14 protein-coding genes, 1 tRNA gene and 6 pseudogenes are annotated in these 19752 nt (G+C 58.2%); 9 read left to right on the top strand and 12 right to left on the bottom strand.

What is annotated here, in order from left to right:
- Nucleotides 1-43: 43 nt before the first annotated feature.
- Nucleotides 44-547, bottom strand: coding sequence for a protein-export chaperone SecB (secB, locus tag AU14_RS04375; protein WP_041339239.1), 504 nt, complete (start codon nt 545-547; stop codon nt 44-46).
- A gap of 152 nt (nt 548-699) precedes the next feature.
- Nucleotides 700-1116 (bottom strand): rhodanese-like domain-containing protein, encoded by a 417-nt coding sequence (locus AU14_RS04370; protein ID WP_041339235.1) that lies wholly within the window; start codon nt 1114-1116, stop codon nt 700-702.
- Between the two features lie 141 nt (nt 1117-1257).
- On the opposite strand from AU14_RS04370, the pseudogene gpmM reads away from it, so the two are divergent.
- The 4 genes and pseudogenes from gpmM to AU14_RS04350 all read left to right on the top strand — a co-directional run bounded on the left by gpmM (nt 1258) and on the right by AU14_RS04350 (nt 6290).
- A pseudogene (gpmM, locus tag AU14_RS20565) lies at nt 1258-2801 on the top strand (2,3-bisphosphoglycerate-independent phosphoglycerate mutase).
- Between the two features lie 56 nt (nt 2802-2857).
- Nucleotides 2858-3954, top strand: a pseudogene (locus AU14_RS04360) (murein hydrolase activator EnvC family protein).
- 97 nt (nt 3955-4051) lie between these two features.
- Nucleotides 4052-5466: pseudogene (locus tag AU14_RS23670) on the top strand (S41 family peptidase).
- Nucleotides 5466-6290 carry a divergent polysaccharide deacetylase family protein gene (locus AU14_RS04350; RefSeq protein ID WP_041339233.1) on the top strand — a complete coding sequence of 275 codons (825 nt, stop codon included), beginning with the start codon at nt 5466-5468 and terminating at the stop codon, nt 6288-6290. The pseudogene AU14_RS23670 and the gene AU14_RS04350 overlap by 1 nt, the downstream one beginning before the upstream one ends.
- 31 nt (nt 6291-6321) lie before the next feature.
- On the opposite strand, the gene hisF is transcribed toward AU14_RS04350, so the two are convergent.
- The 5 genes and pseudogenes from hisF to AU14_RS04325 all read right to left on the bottom strand — a co-directional run bounded on the left by hisF (nt 6322) and on the right by AU14_RS04325 (nt 9734).
- Nucleotides 6322-7095 carry an imidazole glycerol phosphate synthase subunit HisF gene (gene hisF / locus AU14_RS04345; protein ID WP_041339230.1) on the bottom strand — a complete coding sequence of 258 codons (774 nt, stop codon included), beginning with the start codon at nt 7093-7095 and terminating at the stop codon, nt 6322-6324.
- 10 nt (nt 7096-7105) lie between these two features.
- Nucleotides 7106-7842: pseudogene (gene hisA, locus AU14_RS04340) on the bottom strand (1-(5-phosphoribosyl)-5-[(5-phosphoribosylamino)methylideneamino]imidazole-4-carboxamide isomerase).
- A 38-nt stretch (nt 7843-7880) separates the two neighbouring features.
- Nucleotides 7881-8531 (bottom strand): imidazole glycerol phosphate synthase subunit HisH, encoded by a 651-nt coding sequence (gene hisH, locus AU14_RS04335; protein WP_041339228.1) that lies wholly within the window; start codon nt 8529-8531, stop codon nt 7881-7883.
- A 31-nt stretch (nt 8532-8562) separates the two neighbouring features.
- Nucleotides 8563-9155: pseudogene (gene hisB / locus AU14_RS04330) on the bottom strand (imidazoleglycerol-phosphate dehydratase HisB).
- 117 nt (nt 9156-9272) lie between these two features.
- Nucleotides 9273-9734, bottom strand: coding sequence for an SRPBCC family protein (locus AU14_RS04325; RefSeq protein WP_041339226.1), 462 nt, complete (start codon nt 9732-9734; stop codon nt 9273-9275).
- Between the two features lie 189 nt (nt 9735-9923).
- Between AU14_RS04325 and AU14_RS04320 the strand changes: the two genes are divergently transcribed.
- The 4 genes and pseudogenes from AU14_RS04320 (at nt 9924) to AU14_RS04305 (ending at nt 13764) form a co-directional block, all read left to right on the top strand.
- On the top strand, nt 9924-12116 hold the full coding sequence (locus tag AU14_RS04320; RefSeq protein ID WP_041339224.1) for an AsmA family protein: 2193 nt from the start codon (nt 9924-9926) through the stop codon (nt 12114-12116).
- Nucleotides 12116-13213, top strand: a pseudogene (gene mutY, locus AU14_RS04315) (A/G-specific adenine glycosylase). The gene AU14_RS04320 and the pseudogene mutY overlap by 1 nt, the downstream one beginning before the upstream one ends.
- Nucleotides 13214-13295: 82 nt before the next feature.
- Complete coding sequence (locus AU14_RS04310; RefSeq protein WP_041339222.1) at nt 13296-13568, top strand: oxidative damage protection protein; 273 nt, start codon at nt 13296-13298, stop codon at nt 13566-13568.
- A 120-nt stretch (nt 13569-13688) separates the two neighbouring features.
- A tRNA-Phe gene (locus AU14_RS04305) sits at nt 13689-13764 on the top strand.
- Between the two features lie 59 nt (nt 13765-13823).
- On the opposite strand, the gene AU14_RS04300 is transcribed toward AU14_RS04305, so the two are convergent.
- Together AU14_RS04300 and AU14_RS04295 are read right to left on the bottom strand one after the other, a co-directional pair.
- Nucleotides 13824-14072: a hypothetical protein gene (locus AU14_RS04300; RefSeq protein WP_041339220.1), complete on the bottom strand. Its 249-nt coding sequence runs from the start codon at nt 14070-14072 to the stop codon at nt 13824-13826.
- A gap of 203 nt (nt 14073-14275) precedes the next feature.
- Nucleotides 14276-15025: a ParA family protein gene (locus AU14_RS04295; RefSeq protein WP_041339218.1), complete on the bottom strand. Its 750-nt coding sequence runs from the start codon at nt 15023-15025 to the stop codon at nt 14276-14278.
- A 495-nt stretch (nt 15026-15520) separates the two neighbouring features.
- Between AU14_RS04295 and AU14_RS04290 the strand changes: the two genes are divergently transcribed.
- Nucleotides 15521-17104: a hypothetical protein gene (locus tag AU14_RS04290; protein WP_041339215.1), complete on the top strand. Its 1584-nt coding sequence runs from the start codon at nt 15521-15523 to the stop codon at nt 17102-17104.
- Between the two features lie 37 nt (nt 17105-17141).
- Here the strand turns inward: AU14_RS04290 and AU14_RS04285 are convergent, their stop codons facing one another.
- From AU14_RS04285 to glcF, 3 genes are all read right to left on the bottom strand, one after another.
- The gene (locus AU14_RS04285) at nt 17142-17945 is read right to left on the bottom strand and encodes an enoyl-CoA hydratase-related protein (RefSeq protein ID WP_041339213.1); all 804 of its coding nucleotides are present in this window, start codon (nt 17943-17945) and stop codon (nt 17142-17144) included.
- 48 nt (nt 17946-17993) lie between these two features.
- The gene (locus AU14_RS04280) at nt 17994-18434 is read right to left on the bottom strand and encodes a DUF4124 domain-containing protein (protein ID WP_041339210.1); all 441 of its coding nucleotides are present in this window, start codon (nt 18432-18434) and stop codon (nt 17994-17996) included.
- Between the two features lie 107 nt (nt 18435-18541).
- Nucleotides 18542-19750 carry a glycolate oxidase subunit GlcF gene (glcF, locus tag AU14_RS04275; RefSeq protein WP_041339208.1) on the bottom strand — a complete coding sequence of 403 codons (1209 nt, stop codon included), beginning with the start codon at nt 19748-19750 and terminating at the stop codon, nt 18542-18544.
- Between the last annotated feature and the right edge of the window lie 2 nt (nt 19751-19752).

Raw genomic sequence — 19752 nt, 5'->3', positions numbered from 1 at the left:
AAAACCGGCCACTGGCCGGTTTTTTATTCACCAATCAAAGCCGTTAATGGGTCTGCGGCTCTTCCTTGGCTTCCGATGCGCCTTCTTCCTGCTTGCGCTTGAGCGCCTGGGCGTAAATCGCATCGAAGTTGACCGGCGCCAGCATCAGGGCCGGGAAGCTACCCTTGTTCACTACGCCGTCGATCGCTTCGCGGGCGTAAGGGAACAGGATAGTCGGGCAGTAAGCGCCCAGCATCTGACCCAGTTGCCCGCCTTCGATACCCTGGACCATGAATACACCGGCCTGCTGGATTTCAACGATGTAAGCGACTTTCTCACCCACCTTGGAGGTAACTGTCATGGACAGCACCACTTCGTACTGGTTATCGCTAACCTTGCTGTGGGAGGTGTTCAGATCCAGATTAACCTCCGGCTTCCACTGCTCCTGAAACACCAGCGGAGAATTCGGCGATTCAAAAGACAGGTCCTTCACATAGATGCGTTGAAGGGCAAATTGGGGTTGGTTCTGGTTTTCGCTGCCTGCTGCGGCTTGCTCATTCTCAGCCATGTTCAGTCCTTTCGCTCTTAATCGTGGGCTCAGGGCCCGTTGTTATAAAAAGTTGTGAAGTGTGCTGCCGGAACAGTTTACTGCGTGGCCCCGCCGGCTTATGTGAAACAGTGCGGCAGAATGCGGTTCAGATCAATAGCCAGGCACTGCCGCTACTTTTTCACCAGCGGCAGGTTGCTGGCTTTCCAGTCAGCGACACCGCCATTCAGGCGAACCACATTAGCAAAGCCTTCAGCGTTCAGCTGCTTTACCGCCATGGCGGAATGCTGGCCCATCTTATCGGCGACAATAATCTGCTTTTCCTTGAACTTGTTCAGCTCTGCAGCGCGGCTCTTGAGGCTGTTCAGCGGGATATTGACCGAACCGGTGATGCGGCCTTCGCCGAATTCCTTGCGATCCCGGATGTCTACCACCACGGCTTCATCCTTGTTGATCAGGCTGACTGCACCCTGAGCTGAGATCTTTGCACCACCCCGACGGGATTCAAGCACCAGAATGGCCAACAGAAAGGCCACAAACAGCGATACCAGAATGTAGTGGTTTATAACGAATTCAAACAAGCGGTCCATGGAGTCACCCTACAAATAATTTGGCCGGATTATACACACACGGGGCCAGTCACAGAAGGCGGCTGACATGGCTTGTGCGAATGAAAACGGTTAGAATCTGCACTCCCTTTTACTTACATTTCCAACAAACCGGATGAAGTGATGACCGCGACGCGCAAGCCGACTGCCTTGATTATCCTGGATGGCTGGGGCCACCGTGACCCAGCGGAAGACAACGCCATCAGCAACGCCAACACCCCGTTCTGGGACCAGCTCTGGCAAAACCAGCCAAAAACCCTGATCAATACGTCCGGCATGTTTGTCGGATTGCCACAGGGCCAGATGGGCAATTCCGAAGTTGGCCACATGAACCTGGGTGCTGGCCGCGTGGTTTATCAGAGCCTGACCCGTATTGATAAGGATCTGGAAACCGGTGATTTCCAGAAGAACGAGGTTCTGTGCGCAGCCATTGATAAGGCCGTCAGCAGTGGTCGCGCGGTGCACCTGATGGGGCTGCTGTCTCCGGGTGGCGTTCACAGTCACGAGGATCACATCATCGCAGCGGCGGAACTGGCCGCAGCCCGGGGCGCGAAAGAAGTCTACATCCACGCCTTCCTGGACGGTCGCGATATGCCGCCGCGCAGCGCCAAAGCATCCCTGGAAAAAACCGCCGCCAAGCTAGAGAGCCTTGGCGTTGGCCGAATTGCCTCTCTGGTCGGCCGCTACTACGCCATGGACCGGGATAATCGTTGGGACCGGGTGGAAGCCGCCTATAACCTGATGACTCAGGGTACCGCCGAATTCACCGCCGCGACCCGGTCATCGGACTGGAAGAGGCCTACGAGCGTGGCGAAAACGACGAATTCGTCAAGCCACCCGCATTCGCGCCGCTGGCCAATCCGAAGCCACCATTAACGACGGCGACAGTGTGATTTTCATGAACTTCCGTGCCGACCGCGCCCGGGAGATGACCCGCACCTTTGTCGAGTCGGACTTTGACGGCTTCGACCGTCGCAAACATCCGGAACTGGCCGACTTCGTAATGCTCACCGAATACGCCGCCGACATTGATACCAGTTGCGCCTACCCACCGGAGCAACTGGTCAATGGCCTGGGTGAGTACGCCGCGAACCAGGGCAAGACCCAGCTGCGCATCTCCGAAACCGAAAAGTACGCTCACGTCACTTTCTTTTTCAACGGCGGTCTGGAAACACCGTTCGAAGGCGAAGATCGCATCCTGGTGCCCTCACCCAAGGTTGCCACCTACGATCTGCAGCCGGAAATGAGCGCCCCGGAAGTGACCGACAAGCTGGTCGAGGCCATCAAGAGCGGCAAGTACGATCTGGTTGTCTGCAACTACGCCAACGGTGACATGGTCGGACACACGGGCAAGCTCGATGCCGCCATCAAGGCCGCTGAATGCCTGGACGAGTGCGTAAAGCGTGTGGTTGAAGCCCTCGACGAAGTCGGTGGCGAAGCCTGATTACCGCCGACCACGGCAACTGCGAACAGATGACCGACCCGGAATCCGGCCAGGTCCATACCGCCCACACCATCGGGCCGGTACCGCTGATCTACACCGGGCCCAACAAGGTCTCACTGCTGGATGATGGCAGCCTGAGCGATGTCGCCCCCACCCTGCTGGCCTGATGGGACTGGAGCAACCGAAGGAAATGACCGGACACAGCCTGGTCAAAATCGGTTGAGAGCACTGCAGGTAGGCGTGAATCTGTTGCGATCGGCCTTGGTGCTGGCGCTGCTCATTGTGGCGGCGCCAGCGCTGGCCCAGAGCGAAGTCACTCCGGAACAGATCGAAGACCTCAAGGAACGCATTGAGGACATCGACGACTGGCTCGCCGATGCCGAGGAAGATCGCTCAGAGCTGGAACAGCAACTGGCCGCCAGCGAGCGCAAGATCGGGCGCCTGACCCGTGAGCGCCGCTCGCTGCGTGAGCGTGTTGCCGAGCAACAGCAACGCCTGAGGGAACTGGAGCAACAGCAGCGGGAGCTGACCCGAACCCTCGACAGCCAGCGCGAAAGCCTTAAACGGCAGATCCGCGCTGCCTGGATGGAAGGGGATACGCCCGCCGTCAAGGTTCTGCTTAACGAGGTTAACCCGGACCGCGTCGCCCGCACCATGACCTACTATGAATACCTCAGCCGGGACACCATCCAACGACTCGAAACCTTCCGAAAAAGCCTGCTGGCACTCAAGGAAACCCGCGCCAACGTTCAGGCTACCCGCACAGAGCTGGCCCAGACCGAGGCGGACGTGGCCGAGCGCCAGAACCAGCTAACCCAGTCCCGCCAGCAGCGCCAGCAAACCCTGGCCGCCCTGAACACCGACATCAAAAACCGTCGCAGCGAGCGCGAGGAACTGGAATCGGATCGCAAGCGGCTGGAAAAGCTGCTGCAGGAAGTACAGGAAGCGATTGCCGACATCCCCACGCCCAGCGAATCCGAACCGTTTCAGACCCTGCGCAACCAACTGCCCTGGCCGGTTCGCGGCAAGGTAGTCAGTGGCTATGGTGAGCGCTATGCCGACGGCAAGTTGCAGCGCACCGGGCTGCTGATCAACACCGGCGACGAGGTTGAGATCAAGCCATTCATTATGGCCGGGTGGTGTTCGCCAACTGGCTACGGGGTTTCGGCCTGATCACCATCATTGATCACGGCGATGGCTACATGACACTCTATGGCCACAGCAGCAGCCTGTTCACCAGTCCCGGCGACTGGGTGGCAGCCGGCGAGTCCATTGCCCTTGCCGGCCGCACTGGCGGCACCGATCATCCGGCGTTGTACTTCGAGGTGCGCCACAACGGCAAGACGACCAACCCCAGGCGCTGGCTGGCCGACTGATCGGCGGCATGAGGGCTGACAAACGAGCTGGCTGACGCCATACTGTCGGAAATCAGGGAAACCAGTCCAACTATCGGAATAAACACGGGATAAGTGAATGAAACGGGTCAGAAATCCACGCTACGCCTTTCCGCTTCGCAGCCTTGCTCTCGCAACCTGTTTCTCCACCGCATCCGGACTGGCCCTGGCTCAGGACCAGACAGACGAACAAAAGCTGCTTGAAGGCATTCAGAACGGCGAGCGAGTCGAGATCTCGCTGCCCGATCCGGAGACCCAACTACCACTGGATGACCTGCGCAAGTTCACCGAAGTGTTCAGCCGCATTAAAGATGCCTATGTTGAGGAAGTTGGCGACCGTCAGCTGCTGGAAAGCGCCATCAAGGGCATGCTGTCAGACCTCGACCCGCACTCCACCTACCTGGCGCCCAAAGATTACGAGCAGCTGGAGGAAAGCACCTCCGGTGAGTTTGGCGGCCTCGGTATTGAAGTCGGCATGGAGAACGGCTTCGTCAAGGTCATCGCCCCCATCGACGACACGCCGGCCCAGAAAGCAGGCGTGCAGGCCGGTGACCTGATCATCAAGCTGAATGAAAAGCCGGTCAAAGGCATGAGCCTTGAAGAAGCCGTGAAACTCATGCGCGGCAAGCCGGGCACCACCCTTACGCTCACCATCATGCGTGAAGGGCAAAATGCCCCGATCGAAATTCCGGTGGAACGGGACGTCATCAAAGTCACCAGCGTTAAATCCCGAATGCTGGAAAACGGCTATGGCTACGTGCGCATCACCCAGTTCCAGGCCGAGACCGGCAGCCAATTCATTGGCGCCTGAGCTCTCTGGAAGACGAATATGGCAATGACCTCGACGGCTGGTGATCGACCTTCGCAACAACCCGGGCGGCGTACTGCAAGCCGCCGTGGAAACCGCTGACGCCCTGTTGGATAACGGCCTGATCGTCTATACCGAAGGTCGCATCCAGAGCTCTAGACTGCGCTTCAGCGCCAAGGCCGGTGACGTCATGGCCGACACCCCGATTGTGGTACTGATCAACGGCGGCTCGGCATCGGCATCCGAGATCCTGGCCGGCGCCCTGCAGGACCACGAACGCGCGGTCATCATGGGCACCCAATCATTCGGCAAGGGCAGCGTGCAGACGGTGATTCCGCTGGACGAGACCCATGCGATCAAGATGACCACCGCCCGCTATTACACTCCGGACGGCCGGTCCATTCAGCCACCGGCATCAAGCCAGACATCGAAGTACGGCCGGCCGAGCTCACCGAACTGGATAGCCAGCCGTTCTTTACCGAGCCGACCTGAGCGGCCATCTTGAAGGCCAGAACGAGGATCAGCAGCCAGCAGCGGACGATGCCGAGGAAGCCACTTCGACAGCGTCTCTGGCCGATCGGGACTACCAGCTTCGCTCCGCACTCAATCTGCTGAAAGGCCTGCACATCCTGAACCGTAAGGATAAAAGCAGCGCCAGCACCGAGGGACAGGATTCGGCCCAGTGATGTTGTTTCGGCTCTCTGTACTGGTGGCGGCACTGGCCGCCACGCCCCTCGCAACAGCGGAGCCAGGCAGCACGGCAGCCGCCGGCTCGCTGCCGCCTACCATCGCCATCATCATCGATGACATGGGGCACAACCTGGAAGAAGGTGAACGCCTGGCCCGGATCGAGCAGCCGCTGACCCTGGCTTTCCTGCCCTACCGCCGCCACACCGTGAGCCTGGCCAAACTGGCGCACCGACAGCAAAAGGAAATCATGCTGCATGCCCCCATGGCCAACACCCGCGACTTCGCCCTGGGCCCCGGCGGCCTGACCTCCGACATGGATGAGAACAGCATTACCCTGACTTTGCGCCGGGCGCTGCAGTCCATCCCCTACGTTCAGGGCGTCAACAACCACATGGGCAGCCTGCTGACGCAGAGACTGCAACCCATGGACTGGGTTATGAGAGAGCTGCGCCAGTACCCGCTGTACTTCGTGGACAGCCGCACCATCGCTTCATCCGTGGCCGGAGAGGTGGCCGAAGCCTACCGGATTCCAAGCCTGACCCGGGACGTGTTCCTGGACCATGAGCAGACCGAGGAATTTGTCGACCGCCAGTTCAAGCTACTGATCCAGCGTGCCAAGGAAAATGGCAGCGCCATTGGCATTGGTCACCCGCACAAGGTCACCGTGGACTATCTGGAAAAGCACCTGCCGGAGCTGGACGCTCAAGGTGTGGCGATTGCGACTGTCAGTGGCCTGTGGGCCATCCGAAACAGCAATCGAGAGATGTTCGTGGAAGGGGAAAAGCAGGCCATTCGACCTGCCTTTGCCAGGAAGCCCTGAGGCTTTAGCCCGGGGCTCTAAACTCTTTATTCTAGTCCCGGACTTCGATGCCCTGGTCTTTCATGAAGGCCTTGGCTTCAGGAATCGTGTGCTGACCGAAATGGAAGATGGAAGCCGCCAGTACCGCATCGGCGCCGCCCTGGGTAACGCCATCCGCCAGATGCTGCAACTCGCCAACCCCGCCTGAAGCAATCACCGGAACACTCACGGCATCACTGATGGCCCGGGTCAGTCCCAGATCAAAGCCAATCTTGGTACCGTCGCGATCCATGCTGGTCAACAGCAATTCGCCCGCGCCCATTTCGACCATCTTCCGGGCCCAGTCCACCGCGTCCAGACCGGTCGGCTTGCGACCACCGTGGGTGAAAATTTCCCAGCGTGGCGTCTCACCCTCGGCACTGACCCGTTTGGCGTCAATGGCGACCACGATGCACTGGCTGCCAAAGCGCTCGGCCGCTTCGTGGACAAACTCGGGATTGAACACCGCGGCCGTATTGATCGATACCTTGTCCGCACCGGCGTTCAGCAACTTGCGGATATCATCCACGGTGCGCACGCCACCACCGACGGTCAGCGGGATGAAGACCTCAGCAGCCATACGTTCGACGGTTTCATAGGTGGTGTCGCGGCTTTCGTGACTGGCCGTGATATCCAGGAAGGTGATCTCATCGGCGCCCTGTTCGTTGTAGCGGCGCGCTACCTCGACCGGATCGCCGGCGTCGCGGATATCAACAAAGTTGACGCCTTTGACCACCCGACCCTTGTCGACATCGAGGCAGGGAATAATGCGTTTTGCCAGACCCATGGTTGTCCCCTTACGCCTTCAGGCTGTCGCAGAATGCCTGCGCTTCGGCCACGTCCAGCGTGCTTCATAGATAGCACGGCCGGTGATGGCGCCAAGGATACCCCGGTCAGCCATCGGCGCCAGGCGCTTGAGGTCGTCCATGTTGGTAACACCACCGGAGGCAATCACCGGAATGCCACCCTCTTCCGCCAGCGCCACGGTCGCCTCAACGTTCACGCCCTGCATCATGCCGTCGCGGCTGATGTCGGTGTACACGATGGAGTCGACGCCGTCGTTGGCAAAGCGCTTGGCCAGATCGGTGGCCATCACTTCAGACACCTCAGCCCAACCATCGGTGGCCACGCGACCGTCTTTGGCATCCAGGCCGACGATGATGTGGCCCGGGAACCGCTTGCACATGTCGGTGACAAAATCCGGCTCTTTCACGGCCTTAGTGCCAATAATCACCCACTGCACACCGGCCTTCAGGTAGGCTTCGATGGTCTCGGCGGAGCGGATACCGCCGCCAATCTGAATCGGCAGATCCGGATACTTGCGGGCAATCGCCTGAACGATCTCGCCATTCACCGGTTCACCGGCGAAGGCGCCGTTAAGATCGACCAGATGCAGACGACGCGCGCCGGCCTCTACCCAACGGGTGGCCATATCGACCGGGTCGTCACCAAAGACGGTGGAATCGTCCATCCGGCCCTGGCGCAGGCGTACACACTTGCCGTCTTTCAGATCAATGGCAGGAATAATCAGCATAAAGCAAAGTCCGTGTTAATCGTTCAGATGCCCCGGCGTTATTTACCGGACCAGTCAACAAAGTTTTTCAGGAGCTGCAGGCCAGCGCGGGCACTCTTCTCCGGGTGGAACTGCACCGCAAAGATGTTATCGCGGGCAACAGCGGCCGCCAGGTCGACACCGTAGTGGCTGCGACCGGCAATATCGGCATTGCCTTCAGCCTCGGCGTAATAGCTGTGCACGAAGTAGAAACGGTCACCATCGGGAATGTTGTGCCACATGGGGTGATCAACGCTCTGATAGACCTCGTTCCAACCCATGTGAGGCACCTTCAATCGCGACCCCAACCGCTCGCCCTTTTCCACCAGGTTGTCACCGAAAAAGCGGACCTGGGCCGGGAACAGATTGATGCCATCGACACCGCCATTCTCTTCACTGCGGGACATCAGCGCCTGCATGCCCACACAGATGCCGAGGAAAGGACGGTCCCGGGAGACTTCACGCACCAGGGTATCTATCTCAAGCCGGCGAATCTCGTGCATGCAGTCACGAATGGCGCCAACCCCGGGGAGGATCACATGGTCGGCCTCGCGGATCTGGTCGGCGTTGTCGGTCACCAGAACGCGAACATCCGGCGCCACGTGCTCTACTGCCTTACGCGCCGAATGCAGGTTTCCCATGCCGTAGTCGATAATGGCAACGGTCTTCATAATGGAATTCGATATCCTGTGCTGTAGCGAGTTACAGAGAGCCTTTGGTAGACGGAGTTATACCCGCCATCCGCTCATCCATTTCGATCGCCATGCGCAGGGCGCGGCCGAAGGCTTGAAGACGGTCTCGATCTGGTGATGGGTGTTCTTGCCCTTCAGGTTATCGATGTGCAGGGTCACCATGGAGTGATTCACGAAACCGTGGAAGAACTCTTCAAACAGGTCGACGTCGAAGCCACCCACGGAACCGCGGGTGTAAGGCACATCCATCATCAGCCCCGGACGGCCGGAAAGATCGATAACGACGCGGGACAGGGCTTCATCCAGAGGCACGTAAGCGTGGCCATAGCGACGGATGCCTTTCTTGTCGCCTACTGCCTGCTTGAACGCCTGCCCCAGGGTAATGCCGATGTCTTCTACGGTGTGGTGATCATCGATGTGCAGATCGCCTTTGGAGACGATATTCAGATCCACCAGGCCATGGCGGGCAATCTGATCCATCATGTGTTCTAGGAAAGGAACGCCGGTGTCGAAAGTAGACTTGCCGGTGCCATCGAGATCAATCTCGACGGTAATCTGAGTTTCCAGGGTATTTCGTTCTACCCGAGCCTTACGTTCGGCCATGGGGACTCCGTAGCAGTTAGGCGGCACATCGCCGCAAATTTTCAATTCGCGGATTATACCTTTTCTGCCCGCCGGAGTCCCACAACCGAGTTTATCAGCGTGATAGCCGAAACCGGATCAGATTGCCGTCTTGAGATTCTTCATATAGGTATCTACGAGGCTGTTGAACTCGTGCTTGATAACCGGGCTGATCGCCAGCTTCAACAGGCTGGGCAGTGGCACGGTAAGTTCGGCGTGAGTCTGGAACTTGGCTGAGGTGACTGAATCGCCCTTGGACTTCAGTGTCCAGGAGCCGCGCACGACACCGTTGCCCTCGCCCTTCACCGGCTCCCAGGTGATCCGGCCAGCATCTTTATCCGAATGGTACTTGCAGGCGTAAACGGACTGGATCGCATGCTTATCCACACCTACCTTCTCCATTTCCCAACGATAAGTGTTGTCGCCCAGATCCGTCAGTTGGTTCACTTTTGGAAAGTGACTTGCAGAACGTGGCACATCCGCCAATAACTCAAAGACTTCATCATAGCTACCCGGAAGTTCCAGTTCCCGGTTCAGCTCAATTGAAACAGTTATTGCCACGGTTATCTCCTTGTTATGGTTGTTAGCTTGTATGCAGTCAGAAGCTCAAGAGGGTATTCTGGCTTAACACTACGGCATTGTCATACTGGCACGCTTTTAATTTACTTGCCCTGCGTTATCCTTTGACGTGTAAGCATCCGAAATCGTTCCGAAACTTTCCAGGCTCGACGAAATAAGGAAATTTGAACCATGAAAGCTGTTCGTTATCTGTTAATTGCGATTGTTGCCGTAATCTTGCTGGCAGTGGTCGCGATTGCCATCGCCATGGCCGTAATAAACCCCAATGACTACAAGCCGCAGATCGAGCAAGCGGTGGAAAAACAGACCAACCTGGATCTTGTGCTGGAGGGCGACATTGGCTGGTCGTTTATCCCGCTCGGCCTGGAACTGAATAACGTACAAGCCAACCTGGAAGGCGATCGTTTTGTGGCGCTGGAACAACTGGTGGCGCAGATCGATTTCTGGTCGCTGATTGCCATGGCGCCGCAGGTGGACACCTTTGTACTGAGCGGCCTGGATGCCAACCTCGAAGTAAACGAACAAGGCCAGGGCAACTGGACCCGGATCATGCCGGAACCAGCTGAGGGCGAGCAGCCCAAGACTGCCGAGGCCGAAGAGGAAAAGCCCGCTGACACGACAGCCGGGGGAGGAAGTAGCGAACCGCTGAACTTTAACGTGAATAATGTTGAGATCAGCAATGCCCAGGTGCACTACACCGACAAGAGCACCGGACAGTCCGTAACGCTGGACAACTTCACCGTAACCGCCAGCGAAATCACCCTGGGCTCGGAATTCCCACTCGATATCAGTTTCCGGGTCGAAACCGCCAAGCCCCAGTTTGAAGTGGACGGAAACATCAGCGCCCGCCTGGCCGCGAACGAAGCGCTCAACGAATTTGCCGTATCGGGCCTGTCAGCGGTTTTCGACATGAACGGCGAGCCCTTCGGTGGGCAATCGGTAACCGCTGAACTGGGCGGCTCCGCCGTCGCTAACCTCGAGAACGAGACCGCGACGCTCAGCGGCTTCACCGCCAGCCTTGCCAACCTGTCCATGACCACCGATCTTGAGGTCAAAGGCTTTGGCGACAAACCCGCCCTGAACGGCAAACTGAACATCAACGAGTTTTCCCTGAAGGAACTGCTCAGCAACCTGGGCCAACCGGCAGTGGAAACCAGCGATCCTGAGGTACTCAAGGCTCTGGCCTTCTCAACCAACATTGGCGGGCCTGCCGGCAAAGTTGAGCTGTCCGACCTGACCCTGAAACTGGATGACACTACTTTCAACGGCTCGGGCAGCTACAACCTCGCCAACACCGGCGTGGTGTTCCGGCTGCAGGGCGACAAGCTGAATGCCGACCGCTACCTGCCACCCAAAGCTGAAGGCGAAGAAGAGGCCGCGCAAGAGACCGGCGACAGCGCTTCCGGCCAGCAGACAACCGCCGCCCAGGACACACCGGAGAGCGATCTGCTGCCACTGGACACCCTGCGCACCCTGCTGCTGGACATTGACTTCGGCCTGGCCGAGTTGATCGTAAGCAACCTGACCATCAAGGAAATCACCGCCAGCACCACTGCTGAAAAAGGCCTGATCAAGGTCGACGAATTCAGCGGCAAACTCTACGAGGGTGGCTTCGGCGCCCAGGTAACCCTGGACGCCCGCAGCGATAACCCGAAATGGAAAATCGACTCCAAGGTCAGCAACGTGCAGACCCTGCCCCTGCTGACCGACCTGGCGGAAGTGGACATGTTGTCCGGAGGCGCCAACCTGAATGTGAATGTCACCACTGCGGGCAACCGGATCTCGGTACTGCGCGAGAACGCCGATGGTCAGATCAGCTTCAACCTGGCCGAGGGCGAGTTTCGCAAGATGAACCTGACTCGCATGGCCTGTCAGGGCATCGCCCTGGTGAATCAGGACAGCCTGAGCACCAGCGACTGGGGCACCGCCACCCCGTTCAATGACATGCGCGGCACCCTTGAGATCAACGGCAACACCCTGAAGAACACCGACCTGGTGGCGGCCCTGGCCGGGATGAAACTGGAAGGCGACGGCACCATCGACCTGAAACAGAGCACGATGGATTACGAAGCTGGCCTGCGCATCGTCGGTGAGATTCACCGCGATGAAGCCTGCCGGGTGACCGAGTATGTAGAGAACGTGGTTATTCCGGTGGAGTGCCGCGGCAACTTCGCCGAGGATCCGGCTGGCCTGTGCTCGTTTGATGGCTCCCGCTTCCGCGACACCCTGAAGACCATCGCAGCCAACGCGGCTAAAGCTAAGGCCAAGGAAGAAGTCGACAAGGCTAAAGCCAAGGCGAAAGAGAAAGTCGAAGAGAAGCTGCAGGAAAAGCTCGGCGACAAACTGAAAGGCCTGTTTAACTAATGCCTGACCGTTTCGCCGAACGACTGCTCGACTGGTTCGATAAGCACGGCAGGCATGACCTGCGTGGCACGAGAACCAGAATGCCTACCGGGTCTGGGTCTCTGAGATCATGCTGCAGCAAACCCAGGTCGCCACCGTGATTCCCTACTTCAACGCCTTCATGGCTCGGTTCCCGAATGTGCAGGCGTTGGCCGAAGCCCCGGTGGACGACGTACTCAGCCATTGGTCTGGCCTGGGCTATTACGCCCGGGCCCGCAACCTGCAGAAGGCTGCGAAGACCGTGGTTAAGGAGTTCGGTGGCGACTTCCCGGATGATCCCGAACAACTGGAAACCCTGACCGGCATCGGCCGCTCTACCGCAGCAGCCATCGTCGCCCAGGCTTTTGGCAAACGGGCGGCTATTCTTGATGGTAACGTCAAGCGGGTCCTGGCCCGCTACCATGCGGTGCCCGGCTGGCCCGGCCAGACTGCGGTGCTGAAGCAGCTCTGGCACCACGCCGAGCAACATACTCCCGAGGCACGGGCGCGGGACTACACCCAGGCAATCATGGATCTGGGTGCCATGGTGTGCACTCGCAGCCGGCCGAAGTGCGACGCCTGCCCGCTGCAATCAGGCTGCACTGCCCATGCCCAAGGCGAAGAAACGCTTTACCCGGGTTCCAAGCCCAAGAAAGCCAAGCCTGAGAAAACCACGTGATGGTGATTCTTGAAGACAGTGACGGTCGCATCCTGCTGGAGCGACGGCCACCCAGCGGTATCTGGGGCGGACTGTGGAGCCTGCCGGAACTGGACCCGGCTCTGGGCCCGGATGAACTGCAAGAGACCTGTGAGCAGCAACTGGGACTGAACTGCGGCGACCCGGAGCTCATCAGCGGTTTTCGCCACACCTTCAGCCATTACCACTTGCATATCCAGCCTGCCCGACTCTCAGTCCACGACGCTGGCCACAGCGCTGCCCACAACGCTCTTCACAATACCCGGCGCGTAGCGACGACGACCGCCTGAGCTGGTTCCACCGGGACGAAGCCCTTGCCCTCGGCTTGCCAGCGCCGATACGCAGCCTGCTGACCCAACCGGAACAGACTGCCCTGCTCTAACGCCGGCGGGCACTTAGCTTCAGCCCGCCCCAGCCTGATCTGTTATCATGCCGGCAGATTCAATTTGCCAACAGGAGCCACCATGAGCCGAACCGTATTCTGCCGTAAATACCAGAAAGAACTCGACGGCCTGGCCTTCCCACCCATGCCCGGCAAAAAAGGCCAGGAACTCCACGAAACCGTCTCCAAGCAAGCGTGGGAAGAGTGGCAGGCCGAGCAGACTATGCTGATCAACGAAAAGCACCTGAGCCTGATGGACCCGAACACCCGCAAATACCTGCAGGCACAGATGGAACACTTTTTCGACAACGAGCCGTTCGACCAGGCCGAAGGCTATGTTCCACCCGAGCAGTAACGCCAATTGATCAAAGCCTGATCAACCCTGAAAAGATTCGGAAATTTTTCCGGCCCGGCCTTGACTCAATACAGTGAAACCGGTTTAATAGCGCCCCGTTGCACAGCAGTAGCGCAACTTGCCCGGATAGCTCAGTTGGTAGAGCAGGGGATTGAAAATCCCCGTGTCGGTGGTTCGATTCCGCCTCCGGGCACCACGAATTCCACAAAAAAGCCCGCCTAGTGCGGGCTTTTTTGTTATTGCTGCGCCTCAATTTTAGTGAGGCAGCCTCTTATCAAATACCTTCCAGTCCTGGACACGGCCGTCCGAATCAAACCGAACAAACCCGGCGAAGCTGTCGTCGTCCTGCCAGGTTTTCACGTAACCGATAACTTCCCCTGCCTCGGATACTATTTCGAACGATGCTTTGCGCGTCTCGTGTTCTTTGTCGTATTCACTGCTGTCTTGCTGGAGAGTGAATTTGGCGTTGTCCGAGAGAGCCTGTGCGAGCTGATCGGGATTCATTGAGAAGCACTCCAATTTCATGGTGCACGCACTGCCTGGCTAGCGCGCACTTGCGAATTTAAGCAGACACAAAAACCATGATGCGCCGACGAACTATCGAATTGAGCAAAATTTGATCGCCCGGGAAGTGTATTACAACTTTCCAGATTGGCCAGTAAAAAATGGCCAATTCACCGGGCGATTTCAATCGGTATTGATCTCCATCAACGCTTCCAAAGCTGCTGCTTAATTCTCGCCCACATTTGCCTGAAACTGGCGGCTGCGACCGATCTGGGAGCCAGCACTTCCAGAGGCAGCCCCTCCTCCCCCATGCGCTCAACCACGCTGGCATAAGGAATGATGATATCCAGTGGCTGATCAAGGTAGTCCTCGGGGCTTGCGATCACCTCGCGATGCAAACGTTTGCGCCGATCCGCCATGGAAAAGAACGGCTTCAACTTTTTAACCCCCAGCTTTTTGTCCTTGGCGAAATCTCGCAACTGAATCCAGCTGTTCAGAGACAGCCAGGTAGGCACCAGGGGGACATAGACGGCATCAGCCAGCTCTAAAACCTGCTCAGTCAGCCGCGACAGCGTTGGCGGACAATCCAGAACCACAAGACTGGTGTCTTCCGAGAGCGGCGCCAGCATCTGCCGCAGCATATCGTTGCCAGCCTCATGTTCCAGTTTGATATCGAAGTTGCGAAAGCTGCTGTGGGCCGGAATAAAATCCAAATTGGGGTATACGTCTTCGTGGATAAATTTAGCGATTGGCGATTTGCCTTCCAGCAGCTTGGACAGCTTCTTACCTTTGACCATCTCGGCACCGGCCAGATAGAAACTGGCGGCTCCCTGAGGGTCGAGATCCCAAAGCAGCGTTTTACATTGGCTCTGGCTTGCGAGGTAGGCGATGTTTACGGCCGCAGCGGTTTTTCCAACGCCGCCTTTAGGGCTATAGAACGCGATGGTCCTCATGCTTGTGTGGCTCCCGGATACACGGGGCGAATCCGTCGCACCGTTTTGATGATCATGCCTTCTAGCCTAACAGCATTCTGATGTAGTGCTGAGCCGAATGCTGACTCTCTGACTTATACAAGGCAGTCTCCCCGGGAATATGAACTTCATAGCGCACCGGCCGGAAATAACCACAGGCCTCCTGCACACCAAGCTCGATAAGCTCCAGACAATTGCCGGACCATAACACCCTGGCACGCATGCCCTGAATCGATTTCATCAGTACTGACAAAGTTGCCCCCGAAAACAAGCTGTTGGCAATGAAGCAATAGGAAGCTCGTCCTGAGCAGCGCAGTTCCTGGGATCTGCGCGAGAGAGTCAGTCTCTACGGGAACGCATTGAAGCAGCACAACATTGCGTTTTCATGACCGTCGAGTACCGGCTCTGCTGCGTTCACGGAATGGTCATGTAGTAGGTATAGCCTGTTGCTCTCAATCCAAAGGAGAGCAGTACCCCATGTCTGGAGATTCCTCCCTCCTCGTCGAAAAACTCTGGCGTCTGAAGCGCCGCATCGACAAAGGCGCCTGCCCTGGCGTCGAATTCGTTCACCTGAATACCCTGCTGCAGGAACCTGGATACCGAGCCGATGTCTTGCGCCGCGTTGAGCATTCGGGCACGCCGGAACTTCAGGCTCTGGCCCGGGAAATTCAGGCCAACGACAACGGCCAGCCCTTGATGGTCCGCGAGCAGACCAGCCGTATTGAGCAACCGACTGTAAAAGACCGCAAGAAACCCGGCTGGCTCCGCCGCAACAGTCTTATCTGGATTCCGATGCTCGCTATCAGCTCGATCGCCGTGGGCTTTACAGCATTTGAAAACCGGGCTGTGCGCATCGATGCCGACATCACTACCGACACCACCTGGAAGACTGGCTCCCGTTACATTCTCGAAGAGACCATTTACGTCGAAAATGCGAGCCTGAGTATCGAGCCCGGCGTAACCGTCGAAGGCGAAAACGGCTCTGCTCTGGTGGTAACCCCTTCCGCAAAGCTGTTCTCAAGGGGCAAGGCCAACAACCCGGTGATCTTCACCAGCGCCAAGGCCGAAGGCAAACGCACCCGGGGTGACTGGGGCGGTCTGGTATTGCTCGGCAAGGCACCGGTTAACGAACCTGGCGCCGCGATTGAAGGTCTGCCCGCGGGCGAGAACCGGGGCGCGTTTGGCGGCACCGACGCCAGCCATTCCTGTGGCGTACTGGAATACACACGCATCGAATTTGCCGGCTTTGAAGTGTATAAGGACAACGAACTGAACGGCCTGACCCTGGGAGGCTGCGGCAAGAACACTATTGTCCGGAATGTTCAGGTGCACCGCTCGCTGGACGATGGCATTGAAATGTTTGGTGGTAATGTCGATCTCAAAAATATCGTGGTGTCCGGTGCCGCCGACGACAGCATCGACTGGGACTGGGGCTGGACTGGTAATGTTCAGTTTGCCGTCATCCAGCAACACCCTGATGTCGGCGACAATGCCTTCGAAGGCGACAACAACGGAAGCGATCATGAAGCGATGCCTCGATCGGAACCCACCTTTTACAACGTAACCCTGGTCGGCACCGGCAACTCTCAGAAAAAACACCGGGGCATTATTGTTCGGGAGGGCTCCGGCGGTCATTTCCACAACATGCTGATCGACAGCTATGGCATCGAAGCCATGGACACCCGGGACGAGGCTCTGTCCCTCACCAACCGTAATCTGCTGACATTCCAGAACAACCTGATGGCGAACCTGGGGCATCTGGGCCAGGTCGGCCAGGAAGGACTCTCAGGGGATAGGGATGACGACTTTGGCTTTGACGAGCAAGGCTGGATGCAGGCATCGGCTAACAACAATAGCTTCCGAGTGGAGACTGCGCTGTTTCCGAACGCCCGGAATCTGGTTAATCCTAAATTCATGCCCAGAATTCAGCTACGGCAAATGAACGCAACTCGGCCACCCCAAAGCGAGTTCTTCGACGAATCTGCCAATTTTGTCGGCGCGGTGAGCCCGGTATCCGCCAGCAGCTGGCTGGATGGGTGGACCAGCTTCCCGGAATCCTGAGCAATACCTGAGGACTAACGCGCCAGGGACGGCAACGTTAGCCCCGCCCCATAGAAGACAGCATGCGATTGACCGCTTCCAGATGCTCCGGCTCATTATGGCTCATGCCCTGGAATACCGCGCACAGATCCAGGAAGTCTTTCAGCTCCATGCGCTGGGCCATCTTCATTAGCCGCTTGGTCAACCGGGTTGCCTTCGGCGGCTGGCTCGCAATCCGCGTCGCCAGTTTCATTGCTTCCGGCATCAACTGGTCGTCCGGCACGACGGTCATGACAATACCAAGCTCTTTAGCCTCATTGGCGTCAATCACCCGGCCGGTCATAGTCAGCTCAAACGCGCGCTGATAACCGATCAGGCGCTGCATCAGCCAGGCACCACCGTCACCGGGTATGATCCCGAGGTTCAAAAAGGTCTCGCCGAACTTGGCCCGCTCGGAGGCAATCCGAATGTCGGCCATGTTGGCAAGGTCAAAGCCGGCACCAATGGCTGCCCCATTCACTGCGGCGATGACCGGCACTTCGACTGCCTGCAGCGCCAGCGGAATACGCTGAATGCCCTTGCGATAGCGATCCGCACACTCGGCCACGTCACCGGCAAAATCGCCGCCACGTTCGGCCATGTCGCGGATGTTGCCTCCGGCACTGAACGCCGAGCCAGCGCCGGTGATGACCAGTACGGACACCTCGTCACACTGATTCACCCAATCGGCCGTGGCCACGATGTCGTCGATCAGCGCGGAGCCGGTCAGGGCATTTCGGAGGTCGTTACGGTTCAGGGTCAGAACGGCGACCCGCTCATCGAGGGTCAGAAGAGCGTCGGTCAGTTCGGGCAAGGTGTTCATAGTGGGCTCCTGATTGCAGTTGGCTTTCGGGCAATATAGCACCTCAGGCTACTGCAACAGGCATTCACGGCTGAGCTTCTGGCTGGTTTCACGCCGCTGACGCCGGAGTGTATTGCCTTTGTCGTTGCCATAACCGGCCCGAAGCTTGGATTGAATCCTGTCGAGCTTTTTCCGGTAGGCGTCACAGGTTTTAGTACGTTGGGCGCGGGCGCTGGACACATCTACGCCCTCCCCCGCTTCGCGATCCGGTGCCGACAACAGGCCGCGAACCTCGTCGCGAATTCCAGACACGCGTCTGCCCTGATCAAGATTCTCAGACATGGTAACTGTCGATGGTTCAGAGACGATTATCTCTCGGTGGGGCAATTCTTCCGGCGGGTAATCCGAGAAGTGTGCGACGCCGTTCGGGTCAATCCAGGTGTAGACCCCGGCGTAAAGCGGAGAACTGACGCATCCAATGACAACGAAAATCGCCCATATCCATGGCATAAAGATCCACTCCCTGTGGGTTCGCTAACTGCAAGAGCAGTATAACGACCCCATCAGGGAATGAACGGAACCTGGCCCCGGTTTACTAAATCCATTACCGAATCAGCTTACTGATCCAGCAGCTCGATCCAGTGCTGAACCGGCACTTGGGCCTTGGTTTCCAGGTGCATCTGACAGCCAATGTTGGCGGTGACGATGCGGTCGGGGTTGTCCACGGTCAGTGCCTTGAGCTTGTTGCCCAGCAGCTTCTGGCTCATCTCCGGCTGCGTTACCGAGTAAGTACCGGCAGAGCCACAGCACAGATGCTTGTCCTTGGTGACGGCCAGGTTTACACCGGCCTTGGTCAGCACCTGCTCGACCACGCCACTCTGCTGCATGGCATGCTGCAGAGTACATGGACAGTGGAAAGCGACCTTGTCCGGGCTCTGGCTCAGCTTCAGCTTGTCCAAATCCTGATTCAGCAGGAAAGCACCGATGTCGGTACACAGCTCACTGACTTTCTGGGCCTTTGCAGCGTAGACCGGGTCGTCTTTCAGCAGGTGACCGTAGTCCTGAACCATGGCGCCACAACCAGAGGCCGTCATGATGATGGCTTCAGCTCCGGCCTCAATGGCGGGCCACCAGGCATCGATGTTCTGGCGCATCCGCTCCAGCCCTTTCTCGTGTTCAGACAGGTGGTAATTCACCGCACCACAGCAACCAGCCTCAGGCGCCTCAACCATGGTGATGCCCAGCTTATCCAACACCCGGGCCGCAGCCGCGTTGGTGTTCGGCGTCGCTGACGGCTGCACGCAGCCGGCCAGGGCCAGCACAATGCGGTTGTGACTGGCCGCCGGCCAGGGGCTGGCCTGCTTTCTTGGCGGTACCTTGGTGCGCAGCGGTGCCGGCAATACCGGACGGAATATCTGACCCATCCGCAACAGCAGGCCAAAGAGCTGGCGATTCGGGATCACCCGGGCCAGCCCCCAGCGCAGCCACTTGTCCTTGGGAGCCCGTGGCAGCTCTTTCTCCATCAGGCCACGGCTGATGTCCACCAGACGGCCATACTGAACCCCTGACGGACAGGTGGTCTCACAGCTGCGACAGGTCAGGCAGCGATCCAGGTGTTCACGGGTCTTTTCCGTGGCTTCCTGACCTTCCAGGAACATCTTCATCAGATAGATGCGACCCCGGGGACCATCGCGCTCATCGTTCAGTTCCTGATACGTCGGGCAGGTTGCGGTGCAGAAGCCGCAGTGGACACAGGCCCGAAGGATGGATTCGGCCTCCTGCCCTTCCGCTGTATTGGCAAATTGTTGAACCAGATTTGTTTGCATCG

Source organism: Marinobacter similis (assembly GCF_000830985.1).
GTDB lineage: Bacteria > Pseudomonadota > Gammaproteobacteria > Pseudomonadales > Oleiphilaceae > Marinobacter > Marinobacter similis.
This window is presented reverse-complemented; position numbering and strand designations above follow the sequence as displayed.

Coding starts and splice junctions, on each gene's coding strand:
- AU14_RS04370 (WP_041339235.1), bottom strand. CDS start 1,116: ATGGACCGCTTGTTTGAATTCGTTATAAACCACTACATTCTGGTATCG.
- secB (WP_041339239.1), bottom strand. CDS start 547: ATGGCTGAGAATGAGCAAGCCGCAGCAGGCAGCGAAAACCAGAACCAA.
- hisH (WP_041339228.1), bottom strand. CDS start 8,531: ATGAAGACCGTTGCCATTATCGACTACGGCATGGGAAACCTGCATTCG.
- AU14_RS04320 (WP_041339224.1), top strand. CDS start 9,924: ATGAAAGCTGTTCGTTATCTGTTAATTGCGATTGTTGCCGTAATCTTG.
- AU14_RS04285 (WP_041339213.1), bottom strand. CDS start 17,945: ATGAACACCTTGCCCGAACTGACCGACGCTCTTCTGACCCTCGATGAG.
- AU14_RS04280 (WP_041339210.1), bottom strand. CDS start 18,434: ATGCCATGGATATGGGCGATTTTCGTTGTCATTGGATGCGTCAGTTCT.
- AU14_RS04290 (WP_041339215.1), top strand. CDS start 15,521: ATGTCTGGAGATTCCTCCCTCCTCGTCGAAAAACTCTGGCGTCTGAAG.
- glcF (WP_041339208.1), bottom strand. CDS start 19,750: ATGCAAACAAATCTGGTTCAACAATTTGCCAATACAGCGGAAGGGCAG.
- AU14_RS04310 (WP_041339222.1), top strand. CDS start 13,296: ATGAGCCGAACCGTATTCTGCCGTAAATACCAGAAAGAACTCGACGGC.
- AU14_RS04350 (WP_041339233.1), top strand. CDS start 5,466: ATGTTGTTTCGGCTCTCTGTACTGGTGGCGGCACTGGCCGCCACGCCC.
- AU14_RS04295 (WP_041339218.1), bottom strand. CDS start 15,025: ATGAGGACCATCGCGTTCTATAGCCCTAAAGGCGGCGTTGGAAAAACC.
- AU14_RS04300 (WP_041339220.1), bottom strand. CDS start 14,072: ATGAATCCCGATCAGCTCGCACAGGCTCTCTCGGACAACGCCAAATTC.
- hisF (WP_041339230.1), bottom strand. CDS start 7,095: ATGGGTCTGGCAAAACGCATTATTCCCTGCCTCGATGTCGACAAGGGT.